The sequence below is a fragment of the Rhizobium sp. NPDC092011 genome (assembly GCF_044756305.1).
In the GTDB taxonomy this organism is placed as follows: domain Bacteria; phylum Pseudomonadota; class Alphaproteobacteria; order Rhizobiales; family Rhizobiaceae; genus Rhizobium.
This window is the reverse complement of the sequence record NZ_JBIVSO010000002.1, coordinates 809,526-824,968: the sequence shown is the minus strand read 5'-3', so window position 1 is coordinate 824,968 and position 15,443 is coordinate 809,526. Positions and strand designations below refer to the sequence as shown.

Sequence of the window (15,443 nt, the reverse complement as noted above, 5' to 3'; positions counted from 1 at the left end):
AACTCGTCTTGTGCCACGACAACCTCCGTGCTGGCAGCGGAACTTGCGTTCCCGAAACAGGCTCTTCGCCCGGCACGCTTGGCAGGTCTCCTGGCTCGCGGATAAGGCGCCGCGACGGGGGCGGACCGAAACCGGTCGCCCCCGATCGTGCACCAGCGGATCTTTCTCACCTTCCCGGCAGACACATCATGAAAAGGCGGACGATTCGTAGAATGAGAGGCGTCCTGCCCCGATTGATCATGATGCCACGCCAGTGGCTTTTTTCGGCTTGCGGCTGTCCCGCCCGGTCGCCCCATGCAAACCGCAGACGGAATACCCTGCAAACAGAACGAAAGACCCTGACCGCTCTACAGTCGCGGGGTCGGCTGTGATGAGAACGCCCGGATTGGGTCCGCCCCTTCACATTCCCTTTTCATCCCATGCGGCAGATCGCCGCTTAGGAACCATTCGTTATGGCCGCAATGATTAGGCTTTCGCCCAGTTCAAGTCAATCAAGGGCATAGATGATGTGACGTCCGACGCATCTTGTGCGAAATCGTCGCAAATTCCCCAGAGAACGCCGGTCTTTTTGCCGTATTTCTTTGATGTTAGGAGTTTATAGAGGTTAAGCCCTCACATTCGAGTAAAAATATATCGTCCGCTCCCCATGCTACAGAAATTTCAACCTCGCCGCCTCGGCGCCTTCTCGGCCCTATTCGATCTCGGTCGATTCAGGGCGCTGCTACGCCGCGGCGAATTGGGTCTTGTTTTCGCGGGCGCGCTGGCGGGAATAGCCTCCGGCTGCGCCGTGACGGCGATGAGCTACATCTCGCGCAAGCTCCACAGCCTCATCTATGGCATAACGGACTATGAGCGCCTCAGCTCAGCCGCAGTCGCAATTCCTGACAAGTCGGTGCTGTTGATCGCACCGATCGCAGGCGGCATCATCCTCGGCATCCTTCTCTATATATTGTCGCGTACGCGCAAAAAGCCGATGGTCGACCCGATCGAAGCCAATGCGCTGCATGGCGGTCGCATGTCGCTTACCGACAGTATCATCGTTGCCGTCCAGAACCTGATCTCGAATGGCTTCGGCGCGTCCGTCGGGCTCGAGGCAGGCTACACGCAGCTGGCCGCCGGCATCGCGTCGAAGTTCGGCTACAAGATGCAGATGCGCCGCGCAGATCTGCGCATGCTCGTCGGCTGCGGTGCGGCAGGCGCTATCGCCGCCGCATTCAACGCGCCCCTGACTGGCGCCTTTTACGCCTTCGAGCTGATTATCGGCACCTATTCCATTCTGACACTGACGCCGGTCGTCGTTTCGGCGCTGATATCGACAATGATCGCCAGACTGCTCGCCGGCGACGATTTCGCCATCGATATCGGCCATTTCGGCGCGATCGTGCCAGCAGACTATCTTCCTGCCGTCCTGCTTGGCGCTTTCTGCGCCGGTATCGGCATCCTGATCATGCAAGGCGTCGCCTGGGTGGAGGAGCTGGCCCGCAAGAGCTCGATCGCAATGCCCTTCCGCCCGGCTCTCGGCGGCCTCGTCGTCGGCCTGCTGGCACTGATCTCGCCGCAGGTTCTGTCGGCCGGGCACGGCGCGTTGCATCTCAATCTGTCCACGGACGTGACGCTGGGAGCGCTCGTCGGGCTTTTCTTGCTCAAATCACTCGCCTCCGCCGTGTCGATCGGCTCCGGCTTCAGAGGCGGCCTGTTCTTCGCCTCCCTGTTCATGGGCGCATTGCTCGGCAAGATCTTCGCCTATTGCGCACCCTATCTCGATCACGCCACCCTGACACCGGTAGTCTATGCCGTGGTCGGCATGAGTTCGCTTGCCGTCGCCATCATCGGCGGTCCGCTGACCATGACGTTCCTGGCGCTGGAAATCACCGGCGATTTCCCCATCACCGCCCTCGTGCTGGCGGCGGTCATCACCTCGTCACTCGTGGTGCGCACCACCTTCGGCTACTCCTTCGCCACATGGCGTTTCCACCTGCGCGGCGAAAGCATCCGCAGCGCGCATGACGTCGGCTGGATCCGCAACCTCACCGTTGCCCGCATGATGCGCCCTGACGTTCATACGGGAAGCATCGACATGAGCATCGAGGAGTTCCGTAAGAACTTCCCGATCGGCTCGGCGCAGCGCGTCATCCTGATCGACAAGAACGAGAAATATTCCGGGATGGTTCTCGTGCCCGATGTCTATGCGAGCCCGGTCGAAAAGGATGACGAGGAGCACGGTCTTGCTGACTTCATCCGGCTTCGCAACGAATTCCTGCAGCCGCAAATGAACGCCAAGCAGGCAGCTGCGATGTTCGACCAGACAAAGAGCGAAGCACTGGTCGTGGTCAACGATCTGATCGAACGCAAGGTCATTGGTCTGCTGACGGAAAGCTATACGCTGCGGCGCTACAGCGAAGAACTCGACCGCCGTCGCCGCGAAGTTTCGGGCGAACTCTAGAACAGGCCATAGAAACCGGTTTCAGCGAACCAGGCTATCCAGCCAGGCAGGATCGAGAACGCCTTCGAGCTCCCGAGCGATCTCGTCCAATGCCGCATCGACGCCGGCGCGATAATCCATCCGCTCGCCGGCCAGGCCGAAACTTGCAAGCAGCTTTGCCCGATAGGCGTCGCTTCCGAAAAGACCATGCAGATACGTGCCCATGACACGGCCATCAGGCGATATCGCGCCGTCCGGCCGGCCATCGATGACAGCCGAGGGCCGTTCGCAGTCGGCGCCGGTCGTCACGCCGAGATGAATTTCATAACCGGAGAGCGGCACGTCATATTCCTTTGAGACGGCAATGCTGTTTCGTACCGTCTTTTCCGGCGCCATTTCCGTCCCGATATCGAGAAGATCCAGTCCGGGCGTCTCTATGATCGATCCTTCGATACCGAGCGGATCGGAGACCGTTCTGCCGAGCATCTGGTAGCCGCCGCAAATGCCGATAACGCGGCCGCCCCGACGCACATGCATGGCGATATCGCGATCCCAGCCCTGTTCGCGCAGATCGATGAGGTCACCGATCGTGGACTTGGAGCCCGGCAACACCACGAGGCCTGCGTCTGCAGGCAGGCGCTCGCCCGCACGGACAAAGACGAGATCGACGTCTGGCTCGGCCCTCAACGGATCGAGATCGTCGAAATTGGCGATGCGCGACAATACGGGCACGGCAACTTTCAGCGCAGCAGAGGAGCCACGCGCCAGCCTCTCCAACACGACGGAATCCTCTGCCGGCAGCCGAGCGGCCGCTTTCAGCCACGGAACGACGCCATGGCATTGCCAGCCCGTAAAGCCGCCGACGGCTTCTATGCCCTCCGCGAACAAAGAGACGTCGCCGCGAAACTTATTGATGAGGTAGCCGCGGATCATGCGTCGATCCTCCTCCGGCAATATATGATAGGTGCCGACCAGCGACGCGATGACACCACCGCGATCGATATCGCCCACCAGCACCACCGGCACATTGGCGCGGGTCGCAAAACCCATATTGGCGATGTCGCCCCGCCGAAGATTGATCTCGGCCGGGGAGCCTGCACCCTCGACGATCACGAGATCGGTTCCGGCCCTTATGGCGGCAAAGCTTTCGAGCACGGCTCCAAGCAGCTGCGGCTTCAGTGCTTGATAGTCCCTGCCCTTGGCATGGCCCCAGACCTTGCCCTGTACGATGATCTGGCTGCCTGTTTCCGATTGTGGCTTCAGCAGAACCGGGTTCATATGGACGGAAGACGGAACGCGCGCCGCGAGCGACTGCAGCCATTGGGCGCGGCCGATCTCGCCGCCATCCTCCGCCACGGCTGCGTTGTTGGACATGTTTTGCGGCTTGAATGGACGGACCCTCACGCCCCGGTTGGCAAACAGTCGGCAAAGTCCCGCGACCAATACCGTTTTTCCGACATCGGAGCCGGTCCCCTGCAGCATGATCGCCCGTGTCATTCCTCTTCGCTCCACGATGACCTAGCCCCTGAAAATCAGGCATTCCGCCTTGATTTTGCCGCGATCTTTAACGGCCGGATGCCGCTGGCACCAGACAAAAATGCATCAATTCCAATCATGCTCTGTTTGCGACATAGGATGACGATTTCATCCATTGTTAGTTACGTTGAAGAGGATTATCTCCATCGCGAAAACATACACCGACAAGGGCCGATGCGGCTCGAAGGATACCCCAATGCTCTTCATCTTCAACAGACAGAATTCCATCCAGATCGCCTGGAATGGCAAGCTGCCGACGCGCCGCCCGGAAAGCCGCCTGCAGCAGCTCGACACGCGCTTCGGCACCATCGGTTTCATCCGCACGTATAACGTCGGCTGATATCAGGTCAAGCCACGGCTCCTATGCGCACCAAGCCGCCATGCGACCGCATCGGCGGCTTTATCTTTGTTGCTGCGAGAATGGAACCGGCCGAACGGCCAATATTGGCACAGGCGCCTGAAACGCGAAAACCGCGCGATCCGAAGATCCGCGCGGTTTGCCAAAAACGCCGGCTTCCTTGCACATACGCCGCAAGGTTCGCTTCCCCCGGTACGCAATACCTGATCCGGAGAAGCAGCGGTGTCCCCCGCCACGTATCGATTGATAAACCGACATCGTTACCGGACGGTTATTAAGTGCTTAATTAAGAATGAATCCGAAATTTTTTTGAAAATTTTCTCATTGGCGTTGTGAAAGCGCAAACGACGCAATTGGAATAGAAAACGTCTTTCAGGGACGCGATATTTTAGCCTTATTTAATTTCGCCCATGCCGAATGGCTTTCGCAAGGCCCCGCATTGCCCATTTTGCAGCCGTGAATAGCAGAAAATAGGCTAATTCAGGCGCTTATATCCGCTTCTCCAACAGCCACGATAACTCCACCCGGAGGCCTGACTGTTGATTTCTTCCCTTAAATCCTTAGGCTGCCCGTTGTCGATGCAAAGAATGCCCGGCCGCGACAGGGTTCCGCGGTCGCAAAAAGACCAGATGCACGACACAGCAAGGGGACCGTACGAGCGTCGTCAGCGGCGTATGAACGGTTGTGGTTGGACCACCGCTGACAGGGATCGACAGACATCATGCATGCGTCCGGTCGATCTCCGCAACGTAACGAAAAATTGGGAGACATCATCAAATGAAGAAGCTTCTCGCTTCCGCCATTTTTGCATTTGGCGCCTATGCTTTGGCTGGCTCGGCGCAGGCTGCATCATGCGGCGACGTATCGATTGCCGAAATGAACTGGGCCTCCGCCGGCGTTGCCGCTCAGGTCGACAAGATCATCCTCCAGAACGGCTACGGCTGTAATGTCACGCTGGTAACCGGCGACACGCAACCGACTTTCACCTCCATGGACGAAAAGGGTCAGCCCGACATGGCGCCCGAGCTCTGGGTCAATGCCGTGCGCACCGCGCTCGACAAGGCCGTGTCCGAAGGACGTCTGATCGAGGCGGCGCCGCTCCTCAGCGACGGCGGTGTCGAAGGCTGGTGGATCCCGAAATTCCTTGCCGACGCCCATCCGGATATCAAGACCGTTCAGGACGCGCTGAAACACCCTGAACTGTTCCCCGCCCCTGAGGATCCGTCCAAGGGCGCCGTTTACGACTGCCCGGCTGGCTGGAACTGCCAAATCTCGACGACTAACCTGTACAAGGCTCTCGGCGCCGACAAGCTCGGCTTCACGCTGGTCGACACCGGCTCCGCCGCCGGCCTCGACGGTTCGATCGCCAACGCCTTCGAAAAGAAGACCGGTTGGCTCGGCTACTATTGGGCTCCGACTGCCATCCTCGGCAAGTACGACATGGTTCGCCTGAGCTTCAACGTACCGCACGACAAGAAGGAATGGGACGCCTGCACCGCGATCCAGGATTGCGCCAATCCGAAAGTGAACTCCTATCCGGTTTCCGACGTCTACACCGTCGTCACCAAGAGCTTCTCGGAAAAGGCTGGCGTTGCGATGGATTACGTCAAGACCCGCAAATGGGACAACGCCACTGTCGGCAAGGTTCTCGCCTGGATGACCGACAATCAGGGTACCAATGAGGACGGCGCCAAGTACTTCCTCAAGACCTATCCGGACATGTGGACCAAGTGGGTTTCTGCCGACGTCGCAACCAAGGTAAAGGCTTCGCTCTAACCCGAGCGGGAGAATCGGCGGCTGGCCCACGCGCCGCCGCCGATTTTGTATTTTCCGATCGAAAACGACACTCAGACCGACAGACGGACGCGGCCACAGGTCGCAACGAGTGCAGATCGGCTGCCGCAAATGTAGTAAGAATTGAAAAGCAGCCTGAAGAACCGGTCGCAGTGCTGCAATACCGTTCGTGCATGAAGGCCACATGCCCGAATAGGGACAGAACCGGATCAAGAAGGGGAAATACATGGCTATTCAGTGTACGATCCTGCCGGATGTGCTTTGCAACTTCCCGGCAATAGACGAGTCGCTCATACGAGTCGCGCGCAAGAATATCGACGACGGTTTCAGGGCTATGGTGCGCGCCTACGCCAATATCATCGATACCATAGTGCAGCCGCTGCAATGGTTTCTCAACTATCTGGAGTGGCTTTTCACCAATACGCCCTGGTTCATCGTGCTGGTCGTCATGATGGCCATCGTCTATGCCGCCAGCCGCAACCTGAAGATCGTCGCTGGCACGGCAATCTCCATGGTTCTCATCGGCGTCTTCGGCCTCTGGACCGATACGATGATAACGCTTGCCATGGTCACCGTCTGTACGCTGATCGCCATCGTCATCGGCCTGCCGATCGGCATATTGATGGCGCGTTCAGACAGGCTGCAATCCATCGTCAATCCGATCCTCGACGTGATGCAGACGATGCCGAGCTTCGTCTATCTCATTCCCGTCGTCGTCATCTTCGGCATCGGCAAGGTGCCTGGCCTTATCGCTGTCGTCATCTACGCCGTTCCGCCGATGATCAGGTTGACCAATCTCGGTATCCGCCTCGTCGACAGAGAGGTACTGGAGGCGGCCGATGCTTTCGGCTCGTCGCACCGGCAGAAACTCTTCAACGTGCAGATCCCCCTCGCACTCCCCACCATCATGGCGGGCATCAACCAGACCATCATGATGTCGCTTGCGATGGTCGTGGTCGCATCGATGGTCGGCGTCGGCGGCCTCGGCAAGAACACGCTGCAGGCGATCAACAACCAGTTCTTCACCGTCGGCTTCCTCAATGGGTTTGCTCTGGTGGCGATCGCCATCATTTTCGACCGCACGAGCCAGGCCTATGGCAGACGGCTCCAGAAGCACTCGGAGGTCATTCATGGCTAGTCACGCGATCCAGATCAAAAACCTCTATAAAATCTTCGGCCGCCGCGGGCGTGACTGCGTGGATCTGGTCAAGAACGGCATGGGAAAGGCGGAACTCAATGAGACGCATGGCCATGTGCTCGGCCTACAGGATATCAGCATCGATATGCCGGCCGGCGCGATCACCGTGGTCATGGGCTTGTCCGGCTCCGGCAAATCGACATTGATCCGCCATATCAACCGGCTGATCGATCCGACCGTTGGTGAAGTCCTCTATGACGGCGTCGACGTCTGCAAGATGAACGAGAATGCCCTGCGCGAATTCCGACGCCACAAGACGGCGATGGTGTTCCAAAAGTTCGCATTGCTGCCCCACCGCACGGTGCTCGAAAACACCATCTATGGCCTGGACATTCAGGGTGTACAGCGCAGCGAAAGTGAAAAGAAGGGGCAGTACTGGATCGAACGCGTCGGCCTCAAGGGATTCGAAAGGCACTATCCGAACCAGCTCTCCGGCGGCATGCAGCAGCGCGTCGGGCTCGCCCGCGCTTTGACCAACGACGCCGACATCCTGTTGATGGACGAAGCCTATTCGGCGCTCGATCCCCTGATCCGCGTCGACATGCAGACCGTACTGCTCGATCTGCAAAAGGAGCTGAAGAAGACCGTAGTCTTCATCACCCACGATCTCGACGAGGCGCTGCGCCTCGGCGACAAGATCGCGATCCTGCGTGACGGTAAGGTCGTGCAGCAGGGAACCGGCCAACAGATCGTGCTTCAGCCGGCTGACGACTACATCACCGCCTTCGTCAAGGAAGTGAACCGCGGCCGCATCATCCAGGCCCAGACCATCATGAAGCCTTTTGCCGGCGAGCCCAGCGGTACGCGCGTCGCCGGGGACATGACACTGGAAATCGTCGCCAAGCAGATAACCGAAGCGGGGCAGACCGGAGCCACCGTCACCGATGCCGGCGGCAAGCCCATCGGCGCGATCGATCTGCAAAGCATCATCGCCGCCATGGTCACTCCGTCTACCCACGAAGCGGCGCACATGGCAGCGGCTTAAGAGGGCCTTGTCCCTCTCCGATCACCGAGAGCGCCCTCGCGGGCGCTCTTGTTCCTCGAGGCAATCGAGCCTTGCGTCAGAACCGTTCGCTCGTTGCACCTGCCGGTAGAAGCGTTCATATTGTCACCTCATGCTTCCGCACCCGCGTTCCAAGAGGTGTCATGCCCGCATCAGCCAATCTTCTCGCCGATCTTCTTGCTGAAAAAGGCGTTCTGCTGGCCGATGGTGCGATGGGAACGAGCCTCTTTGCTCTGGGTCTCGAGCCCGGTCAAGCGCCCGAACTTTGGAACGAACAACATCCGAAACTGGTCGCAAAACTGCATCGGGATTTCATCAGCGCCGGCGCCGACATCATTCTCACCAACAGCTTCGGCGGAACCCATCATCGCCTGAAACTGCATCATGCGCAGGATCGCGTACACAGCATCAACAAGATGGCAGCCGAAATCTGCCGTGCCGCCGCCGATGAGGCTGATCGCGCCATTATCGTCGCCGGATCGGTCGGGCCGACCGGCGAACTGCTGATGCCGCTCGGCGCCTTGGCCTATGAAGACGCCGTTTCCGCCTTTGTCGAACAGATCGAGGGACTGCAGGCCGGCGGCGTCGACATCGTCTGGATCGAGACCATGTCGTCTCCTCACGAAATTCGGGCCGCCGCCGAAGCCGCCGTCAAGGTCGGCCTGCCCTATATCTACACGGCGTCGTTTCACGCAGGCGGTAGGACCATGACGGGCCTGCATCCGGAAGACATTCACGGCATAACGACGGATATCGGCGATGGTCGCCTCGCCGTCGGAGCCAATTGCGGCGCAGGCCCCGCCGATACCCTGGCAAGCCTGCTTTTCATGACGGAGGCGGACCCGGCGGCAACGGTCGTCGTCAAGAGCAATTGCGGCATCCCGGAATTTCGAGACGGCCAGCTTCTCTATCCGGGCACGCCGCAGCTGATGGCGGACTACGCGCGCCTGGCACGGGATGCCGGCGCCAGGATCGTCGGCGGCTGCTGCGGCACCTCCTGCGAACATCTGGCCGCCATGCGTCAAGCGCTGGACGACAATCCCACAGGGCCTCGCCCGTCGTTGGAGACAATCATCGGACGGATGGGGCCGCTAAGTTTCCCTTGAGCATTTCCAGGAGACGTTCGCAACGGTTCTCCCATCCGGAATGCAAAAGCAAGAGATGGAACATCTCTGCGCTTCGAGGAGAAGCAGAAACTCTCTGGGAGGCAAATAAGAGAACAGCGCGTCAAAGCTCGGAACGCATCGCCAAGGCAGATGGGAAATCATCGCCGGTCCGACAGCAGAGCTCCAGCCCTGGCAGAATCAGAGCCAGATCACTCATACGAAACGGGTCAGGCGGGCGAAAACGTCCGGGGCTCAACATCGACGAGCGGCTCGAACCAATTTCCCCACTCGTCGGCGTCCACCATCTTCAATTCATTGCCGTTACGAAGTGTCCATGCCCTGACCCGACCGGCATGTTTCCACAGCAATTCCCGATAGTTAGAGATATGCTCGCCACTGCGCGCGACAAGATGCACTTCGCAAAGGAACTCGGGATGAAGCACCGTACGACGCATATCGTCCGTCTCGTGATCGCAGGTGACGAAAACAACCGGATCGCGTTCTCGTCCGCCTACGGCCAGAATGAACTCCACCAAGCCATCAACCTGTTTGGCATCGACAAGATAGATGATCGAAGAGGCATCCGCCGCATCCGAACGCAGCAGCGAGATCGGATACGTCGATGCGGGAATGTCATCCTGCTTCGTCAGGCTGCCGTGCCTCAAACCGAAGCCGGCATGCGATTGATTGTGAATCGTCGGATGCCGCCCTTCTATCGGCTGCAGCCACCTTTGCTTTCTCGGCACGATATAGGCGGGAATGCCTTCACCAAGCAGATATTCCGCGAACCAAGCGTCGACCGTCTTGATATCCTGAAAATCGCTCAGCTTCGCCTTCACCGTGGTTGAATGGAAAGCAGAGGCACTGGTCCCGACAATGTGCACTCTGCGACGGCGCATCAAAGCGCGCTCCAAATCAACAATCACCCGTTCGTCACGCGCGTAGTGACCCCGGCTCGACTGCAGCATGATTGTGCTACGAACGCCGACGGCAGCCAGACCGCGCGATTGCGCCAACTCGCCGATCATTCGCGCGACAAAATCGTCTGGATAGACGATGTCGTCATCGCAGGTGATGTAGACGGCGTCCTCGACCTGCTCCAATCCCCAGAACTTGCCGGCATCGCCGTAGCGAACACCATCCGCATCGATGAAATACCGGATCTTCGTGTGCTCGGTAATAAAGCGCGGCGGCTGTACGAAGCCGTTCAGATAGACGTAGAGACAATCGACTTGCGGCAACAGCGACATCACGGCGGCGCGCAGGGTGACTTCGTTTCCGGCCATGGACGCGATGCCGGCAACGATCTGCTGCGTCGGCGGAAGCAGCATCAGGTCGCGAGAATCGATCAAATCGAGGGCGCGCGTCGAAGTCGCAGCTTCCAGAGGAATCGGTTCGAACAGATAGGTCGGAGTGTCGTTGTAGAAACGTATCTTGCGGTAGCCGAGCGGGCGGAGCACGACTTCGACTGCTGCCAGGATCTCACGCGTAGCGGCGCTGACAAGCAGCTTCGGCCGAGACCGGGCGATGGTTTCCTGCGCCCCGCGAAGAACCTCGGCCTCCTCACCGCCGACATCGACCTTGATCAGATGTACCCGATGCTCAGCGACAAGGTCATCGAGCTTCGCCATCTGGATGGTACCCTGCTCCGCCGGCTGGAAACGGGCGTCCCCAAGATCGGCAAAATCCGTGCCGACGATCTCACCCGCACCCGGACCGGCGCCAAGAGCAAGCGGGCAAAGCTCGACGAGCCCGTTGACACCGTTGAGCTCCACATTCGCCTGCAGCGTAGCAAAAGCGGCCGGATTGGGTTCGAAAGCGATCGTCCGAACACCAAGGACGGAACTGAAAAAGAGCGTATGATTGCCGACATGCGCCCCAACGTCGACGACCAGGGCATCTTCCGGCAATGACGAGCCGACATCCTCAAGCATGGCTCGCTCGTAGAAGGCGCTGTTCTGCTGGATGATCCTCTGGATGTGATCGTTCGGATCAGGAAGGTGGAACCGGACCGGATTCCGGTAACTGTTCACTTCACAGGCGATTGTGGCTTGCAGCGTCATCGCAGTTCTTTCCAACATGCAAAGGTTTAGGGGCAAGGATTTATCGGGAATACATCGGAGGGTCGAAATATCGTCAGCGACCGCCGCCGACCAACAATCCACTGCCACCGATGGCATCGAGACTGAACTTCAATCCGGCACTGACACCGGCCCATCGCTCGGCTACCAGCGCCTCGGTTGCGCGGTCCCGCGCGAACAGGCAGAGGCTGAAACCCAGAGGCGACAGGTTGTTTGCCAGGGCTGGCAGAGCGAGCAACGCACTCTCGGCCGGATAGGAGGTATTCTGCAGATCCACGACGACCAGATCGAATTTGATCTCCTCGCCAATTTGGCGGGTATCGGGGAAAACCGCCGTGACATCCTCGAAGCCCACCTGGGCTGCCTCGGTCTCTATGATGGAAATGCCTTCCGTCAGACCGCTCGCGACGAAGCGCCCTTCCAGATCCGCGACCTCCTCCGGCGTCATGCACAGGCAGTTGAGGCCGGCACCCTGGCCGGATAGCAACGAAGCCAGCGCCAATGCAGAGCGCGGAGCTCCGATATGCAGAACATTCGGCCGCTCGGTTCTTCCGAATGCCGCGCGACGAAGCGCCCATATCTGGATCGGCGTCAGCGGGTTTCGGCCGGCAACGCATTGAGCATCGAGCAGGTTCGGATAATCTGCGGCAAGAATTCCGCCGGCCGTCACCTGCCAAGCGTCGATGCCACCGATAGCGGTAACGGTAGAAGCGGCCGCAGGCGCGTCGTTGTCAGCGAGAACGGGCGCGACGACGCGGCTTTGGGCTGCCGACTTTAGAGGTCGCGTCAACGGCAGCGGCGGCTTGGTGAAAGCATGCTGCGCCGAACGCTGTTGCGATGTGGAATTCAGGCCACGCGAATGCGGGTCAAGGTTGTGATGCGAATAGGGGTTTGTCGCGGTGTAGCAATGCGCATTGACCGGCATAAATTCGTAACGCCGCGTCTGGTCGAGGATGGGCAACGCAAGAGCGATATCGCAAGCGGCCATAAACCACTGTCCGGCATCGTCCTTGAAATAGTCTTCGGGAATATTTGCAAGCAACGACGCGCGAAAACTGAAGAGATGGCTGGTTTTCCAACCTTGCCGGCGCGGCGACAGATTTGGATCGAGGGGACCATTGCCGCCGAGCCCGCCGCCGTCGGTGATGAAATTCGTCCAGACGACGTCCTTGCCGTTTGCATAGCTCTGCGACATCTGCTCGAGAATGTCGGCGATGATCAACTGATCGTCGCCGTCGAGGATGGCGATGAACTCGGCCATGTCAGCGCGTGGCCGCAAATGCTCCCAGACATTGCGCGATTTTCCGAGTTGCACATCGTTGCGGATGAAGGTGTGCCGGTTCGGAAACAGATCGCTCAGAAGGCCAGCGGCGATGACGCCGGTGTCGTCCTTGGAGCAATCATCGACGAAAAGAACGTGCAACTCGTCAAGCGTCTGCCTCGAAAGGCTCGCGAGGGATTGCCGGACATACATTTCGCAATCGCGCGCCGTCATGAAGATCAGCGCCTTCACCTCGTTTGCAGTATCTGTCATCAACGTTCCGAAGCCTCAATCCGACAATTTGCAGCCAGAGGATATGAAATCCCCTACTATCTCGATTAGCTGATGTGGCTGGCTCCAACCTTGCGCGCCGCCGGGCTCAACCCGGCAGCATTTCCGTCACGGCAATGATCGGACCGAGCGGAAACAGGCCGTCGCGCCGCTGCCATTCCGGAATATCGAGGCTGGAAATGCTTCCGTCGAGAAACAGCGCATTCGCGCAGCCGAGCTCGTCCCGGAAAAGCGTCGCAAAATCATGGAAACGCACAGGGCCGTCGGAGATGGCGAAGACGACCTTGCCGTCTTTGGCGACACCGACCCCGTTTCTCGTCTTGAGGCTGGTGCTGTCGGCAAGGAAGGACGGGTGCAGCTTGCCGTCGACGACGAGCATGGGGCCGGATTGAGTGGCATAGAAAGGCTTGATGCCGGAAGCAGCGAAAGCCTTGCTTTCCATAACGCCGGCCCGCCCTGGCAGCAGATAGAAGATCCCGTTCGGCAGCAGGTGGAAATTTCCCCACCCCTTGTTGGTGTTGATCGCCTTCAATTCGCGACCGTTTTCGATGAAGAGACCGACGGGCGACTGATCGTCGAGATACATGCCGCCGTTCATGGCGAAGCGCACATAAATGCGATCCTGGCGCAGGTCGTTTTCGAGCGCCCGGAAGGAACCGTAGGGCTTGCCGGTGCGATCATTCTGAAACAGCTGGATATCGTCCGTGGCCGGATCGAAGGCGCAAACCGTGTAGCTGTCACCGAGATGCTGAAGCTTGCGGCATGCCTCTCCGGCCGACGCTGCGCCGGCACAGATAAGGAAAGCCAGGATCATCATCAATCGAATCAAGCGCATCACTCCGCAGACATAGCATGGGCGACAGAGCGCTATGCAATTGCGGCGAAACGAGGAAGCCCATTAGATCGCGCTGCCCGTCAGAGGCATACCGGAATGCGTCATTGGAGCGTCCAGCTGCAGCGCTTCAGCGCAATGCTTCTAACGAGCGAAGCGGCCGGGGAGTGACAGAATATGCGCTACGGCGCTCGTGCCCGTCAGATCCGTAGCCGGCGACAGGTCTTGGATGTCGCCGGCTCGTGAAGGACAGTAATTCGTTACTGCGCAGCCTTCTTGACGGTATGACCTGCATCCTGTGTCGCATGGACCGCATTCGCGGTGTCTCTGCCCACGCCGCGAATGGTGTTGGCACATGAAGCAAGAACCATGAGGACGGCGCAGGCAGCGGCAATTTTGCCAAGTGTAGATGCGGTCATGATTGTTACCCTCTCTGAATAGACTTGATCAACAAGAGCGGAGACAAGTTCTCCGCGAAGTAAACGCACAACAACGCGAAAAGTTCATGAGATCGCGCGCGGCGCAATCGTGCGCGAGATATTCTCGGTCACCGGAATAAATGGTCCTGCTTTGTAGATCCGCACTGTCGTCCCGCAATCCGTCACCTCTGTCTTCACAAGATCGGCCTGGTATCTGGAAAGGATTGTTGTGAACCGACGCTTGCGGCTATGCTGATACTTGCAGCCACCGGAGCGTAATCCGCAAAGGCTCAGTATGGGAGCCAGCACCTTGCTGCCGATTGCAGAGATTGTTTGCTATGCCGTCGCTTTCCGGCCCATGCAGCGTCGTGCCAAGCGCAGTCCGCGCAGCGGTGGCCGTGCATTGTGAAATAAGAGGGAGATTTTGCGCATGACGGTAAGCGTGGTCGTCGACTGGTTGGGCACGGGAAGCCGGATCGCCGCCAAAGGAAGCTCGCAAATGGCGAGGTTCACTTATGCGCCCGAACGACAGGCGATGAGCGCACATGCCGGAGATACCGACAATGGTTGACGCCGTGCATAAAACCGACGTCACGACACCCGTCGTCACGGCCGCGGGCAACAGCACCACACCCGACAATGCTTCACCGAACCGGAGAACCGGACGAAAATACGCGGTTCGTCTATGGGTCGTGCGTCACTCGCGGTTCTTCGAATGGTTCTATGGCCGTTTTGCCAGTGCGTTTCTGCTGCTGCATCCCTTTTGGAAATTCGTCGGCTACCAGCGTGCGGAGCGGCCGGTCGCCTTTGTCGAGCGCCATGTGAAAGGCTTGCTGTTCGATTGTCGCATGTGCGGCCAATGCGTGCTGTCGTCGACCGGCATGTCCTGCCCGATGAACTGTCCCAAGCAGTTGCGAAACGGGCCCTGCGGCGGCGTACGCGCCGATGGCAATTGCGAAGTCGAACCCGATATGCCCTGCGTCTGGGTGCAAGCATGGAAAGGTGCCGGCAACATGGTTCACGGCGATGCCATCTTGACGGTACAGGAGCCGGTGAACCAGTCGTTACGCGGCACGTCTTCATGGCTGCGCGTTACCGCTGCTGCAGCGGCGGCACGCAGCGCGGCAAAAGAGAAAGCCTGA

Annotated in this window: 13 protein-coding genes and 1 riboswitch; of the genes, 8 read left to right on the top strand and 5 right to left on the bottom strand. The window is 59.1% G+C overall.

The features are described 5' to 3' along the window. Window positions 1–62: 62 nt before the first annotated feature. Window positions 63–463, bottom strand: a riboswitch (cobalamin riboswitch). 183 nt (window positions 464–646) lie between these two features. Then, window positions 647–2,443, top strand: a complete 1,797-nt coding sequence (locus ACIQJ2_RS12380) for a chloride channel protein (protein WP_199148415.1) — start codon at window positions 647–649, stop codon at window positions 2,441–2,443. 21 nt (window positions 2,444–2,464) lie between these two features. On the opposite strand, the gene ACIQJ2_RS12375 is transcribed toward ACIQJ2_RS12380, so the two are convergent. Beyond that, window positions 2,465–3,919, bottom strand: coding sequence for a cobyric acid synthase (locus ACIQJ2_RS12375; protein ID WP_400668959.1), 1,455 nt, complete (start codon window positions 3,917–3,919; stop codon window positions 2,465–2,467). Between the two features lie 235 nt (window positions 3,920–4,154). Here ACIQJ2_RS12375 and ACIQJ2_RS12370 point away from each other — a divergent pair, with 235 nt between their 5' ends. The 5 genes from ACIQJ2_RS12370 to bmt all read left to right on the top strand — a co-directional run bounded on the left by ACIQJ2_RS12370 (window position 4,155) and on the right by bmt (window position 9,417). Further along, window positions 4,155–4,298, top strand: coding sequence for a hypothetical protein (locus ACIQJ2_RS12370; RefSeq protein ID WP_199148417.1), 144 nt, complete (start codon window positions 4,155–4,157; stop codon window positions 4,296–4,298). Between the two features lie 795 nt (window positions 4,299–5,093). Then, window positions 5,094–6,092 carry an ABC transporter substrate-binding protein gene (locus ACIQJ2_RS12365; RefSeq protein ID WP_400668956.1) on the top strand — a complete coding sequence of 333 codons (999 nt, stop codon included), beginning with the start codon at window positions 5,094–5,096 and terminating at the stop codon, window positions 6,090–6,092. A 244-nt stretch (window positions 6,093–6,336) separates the two neighbouring features. Next, on the top strand, window positions 6,337–7,248 hold the full coding sequence (locus tag ACIQJ2_RS12360) for a proline/glycine betaine ABC transporter permease (RefSeq protein WP_199086135.1): 912 nt from the start codon (window positions 6,337–6,339) through the stop codon (window positions 7,246–7,248). Then, window positions 7,241–8,293, top strand: a complete 1,053-nt coding sequence (locus ACIQJ2_RS12355; RefSeq protein WP_400668953.1) for a glycine betaine/L-proline ABC transporter ATP-binding protein — start codon at window positions 7,241–7,243, stop codon at window positions 8,291–8,293. The genes ACIQJ2_RS12360 and ACIQJ2_RS12355 overlap by 8 nt, the downstream gene beginning before the upstream one ends. 161 nt (window positions 8,294–8,454) lie before the next feature. Beyond that, entirely contained in the window at window positions 8,455–9,417 is a 963-nt protein-coding gene (bmt, locus tag ACIQJ2_RS12350) for a betaine--homocysteine S-methyltransferase (RefSeq protein ID WP_400668950.1), read from the top strand. A gap of 227 nt (window positions 9,418–9,644) precedes the next feature. On the opposite strand, the gene ACIQJ2_RS12345 is transcribed toward bmt, so the two are convergent. The 4 genes from ACIQJ2_RS12345 to ACIQJ2_RS12330 all read right to left on the bottom strand — a co-directional run bounded on the left by ACIQJ2_RS12345 (window position 9,645) and on the right by ACIQJ2_RS12330 (window position 14,301). Beyond that, window positions 9,645–11,480 (bottom strand): FkbM family methyltransferase, encoded by a 1,836-nt coding sequence (locus ACIQJ2_RS12345; protein ID WP_400668947.1) that lies wholly within the window; start codon window positions 11,478–11,480, stop codon window positions 9,645–9,647. A gap of 73 nt (window positions 11,481–11,553) precedes the next feature. Then, the gene (locus tag ACIQJ2_RS12340) at window positions 11,554–13,032 is read right to left on the bottom strand and encodes a glycosyltransferase family 2 protein (protein ID WP_400668944.1); all 1,479 of its coding nucleotides are present in this window, start codon (window positions 13,030–13,032) and stop codon (window positions 11,554–11,556) included. A 106-nt stretch (window positions 13,033–13,138) separates the two neighbouring features. Next, on the bottom strand, window positions 13,139–13,885 hold the full coding sequence (locus tag ACIQJ2_RS12335; RefSeq protein WP_400668942.1) for a phosphodiester glycosidase family protein: 747 nt from the start codon (window positions 13,883–13,885) through the stop codon (window positions 13,139–13,141). Window positions 13,886–14,142: 257 nt separating this feature from the next. Further along, window positions 14,143–14,301 carry an entericidin gene (locus ACIQJ2_RS12330; protein ID WP_199086122.1) on the bottom strand — a complete coding sequence of 53 codons (159 nt, stop codon included), beginning with the start codon at window positions 14,299–14,301 and terminating at the stop codon, window positions 14,143–14,145. A gap of 430 nt (window positions 14,302–14,731) precedes the next feature. Here ACIQJ2_RS12330 and ACIQJ2_RS12325 point away from each other — a divergent pair, with 430 nt between their 5' ends. Together ACIQJ2_RS12325 and ACIQJ2_RS12320 are read left to right on the top strand one after the other, a co-directional pair. Then, window positions 14,732–14,872: a hypothetical protein gene (locus ACIQJ2_RS12325; protein WP_199148424.1), complete on the top strand. Its 141-nt coding sequence runs from the start codon at window positions 14,732–14,734 to the stop codon at window positions 14,870–14,872. Then, a complete protein-coding gene (locus tag ACIQJ2_RS12320; protein WP_400668938.1) occupies window positions 14,865–15,443 on the top strand; it encodes a methylenetetrahydrofolate reductase C-terminal domain-containing protein in 579 nt (192 codons plus the stop codon). Before ACIQJ2_RS12325 ends, ACIQJ2_RS12320 begins: the two co-directional genes overlap by 8 nt.

Bases quoted from the DNA above. Each gene is read 5' to 3' on its own strand.
- ACIQJ2_RS12380 (WP_199148415.1), top strand. From the start codon at position 647: ATGCTACAGAAATTTCAACCTCGCCGCCTCGGCGCCTTCTCGGCCCTA.
- ACIQJ2_RS12375 (WP_400668959.1), bottom strand. From the start codon at position 3,919: ATGACACGGGCGATCATGCTGCAGGGGACCGGCTCCGATGTCGGAAAA.
- ACIQJ2_RS12370 (WP_199148417.1), top strand. From the start codon at position 4,155: ATGCTCTTCATCTTCAACAGACAGAATTCCATCCAGATCGCCTGGAAT.
- ACIQJ2_RS12365 (WP_400668956.1), top strand. From the start codon at position 5,094: ATGAAGAAGCTTCTCGCTTCCGCCATTTTTGCATTTGGCGCCTATGCT.
- ACIQJ2_RS12360 (WP_199086135.1), top strand. From the start codon at position 6,337: ATGGCTATTCAGTGTACGATCCTGCCGGATGTGCTTTGCAACTTCCCG.
- ACIQJ2_RS12355 (WP_400668953.1), top strand. From the start codon at position 7,241: ATGGCTAGTCACGCGATCCAGATCAAAAACCTCTATAAAATCTTCGGC.
- bmt (WP_400668950.1), top strand. From the start codon at position 8,455: ATGCCCGCATCAGCCAATCTTCTCGCCGATCTTCTTGCTGAAAAAGGC.
- ACIQJ2_RS12345 (WP_400668947.1), bottom strand. From the start codon at position 11,480: ATGACGCTGCAAGCCACAATCGCCTGTGAAGTGAACAGTTACCGGAAT.
- ACIQJ2_RS12340 (WP_400668944.1), bottom strand. From the start codon at position 13,032: ATGACAGATACTGCAAACGAGGTGAAGGCGCTGATCTTCATGACGGCG.
- ACIQJ2_RS12335 (WP_400668942.1), bottom strand. From the start codon at position 13,885: ATGCGCTTGATTCGATTGATGATGATCCTGGCTTTCCTTATCTGTGCC.
- ACIQJ2_RS12330 (WP_199086122.1), bottom strand. From the start codon at position 14,301: ATGACCGCATCTACACTTGGCAAAATTGCCGCTGCCTGCGCCGTCCTC.
- ACIQJ2_RS12325 (WP_199148424.1), top strand. From the start codon at position 14,732: ATGACGGTAAGCGTGGTCGTCGACTGGTTGGGCACGGGAAGCCGGATC.
- ACIQJ2_RS12320 (WP_400668938.1), top strand. From the start codon at position 14,865: ATGGTTGACGCCGTGCATAAAACCGACGTCACGACACCCGTCGTCACG.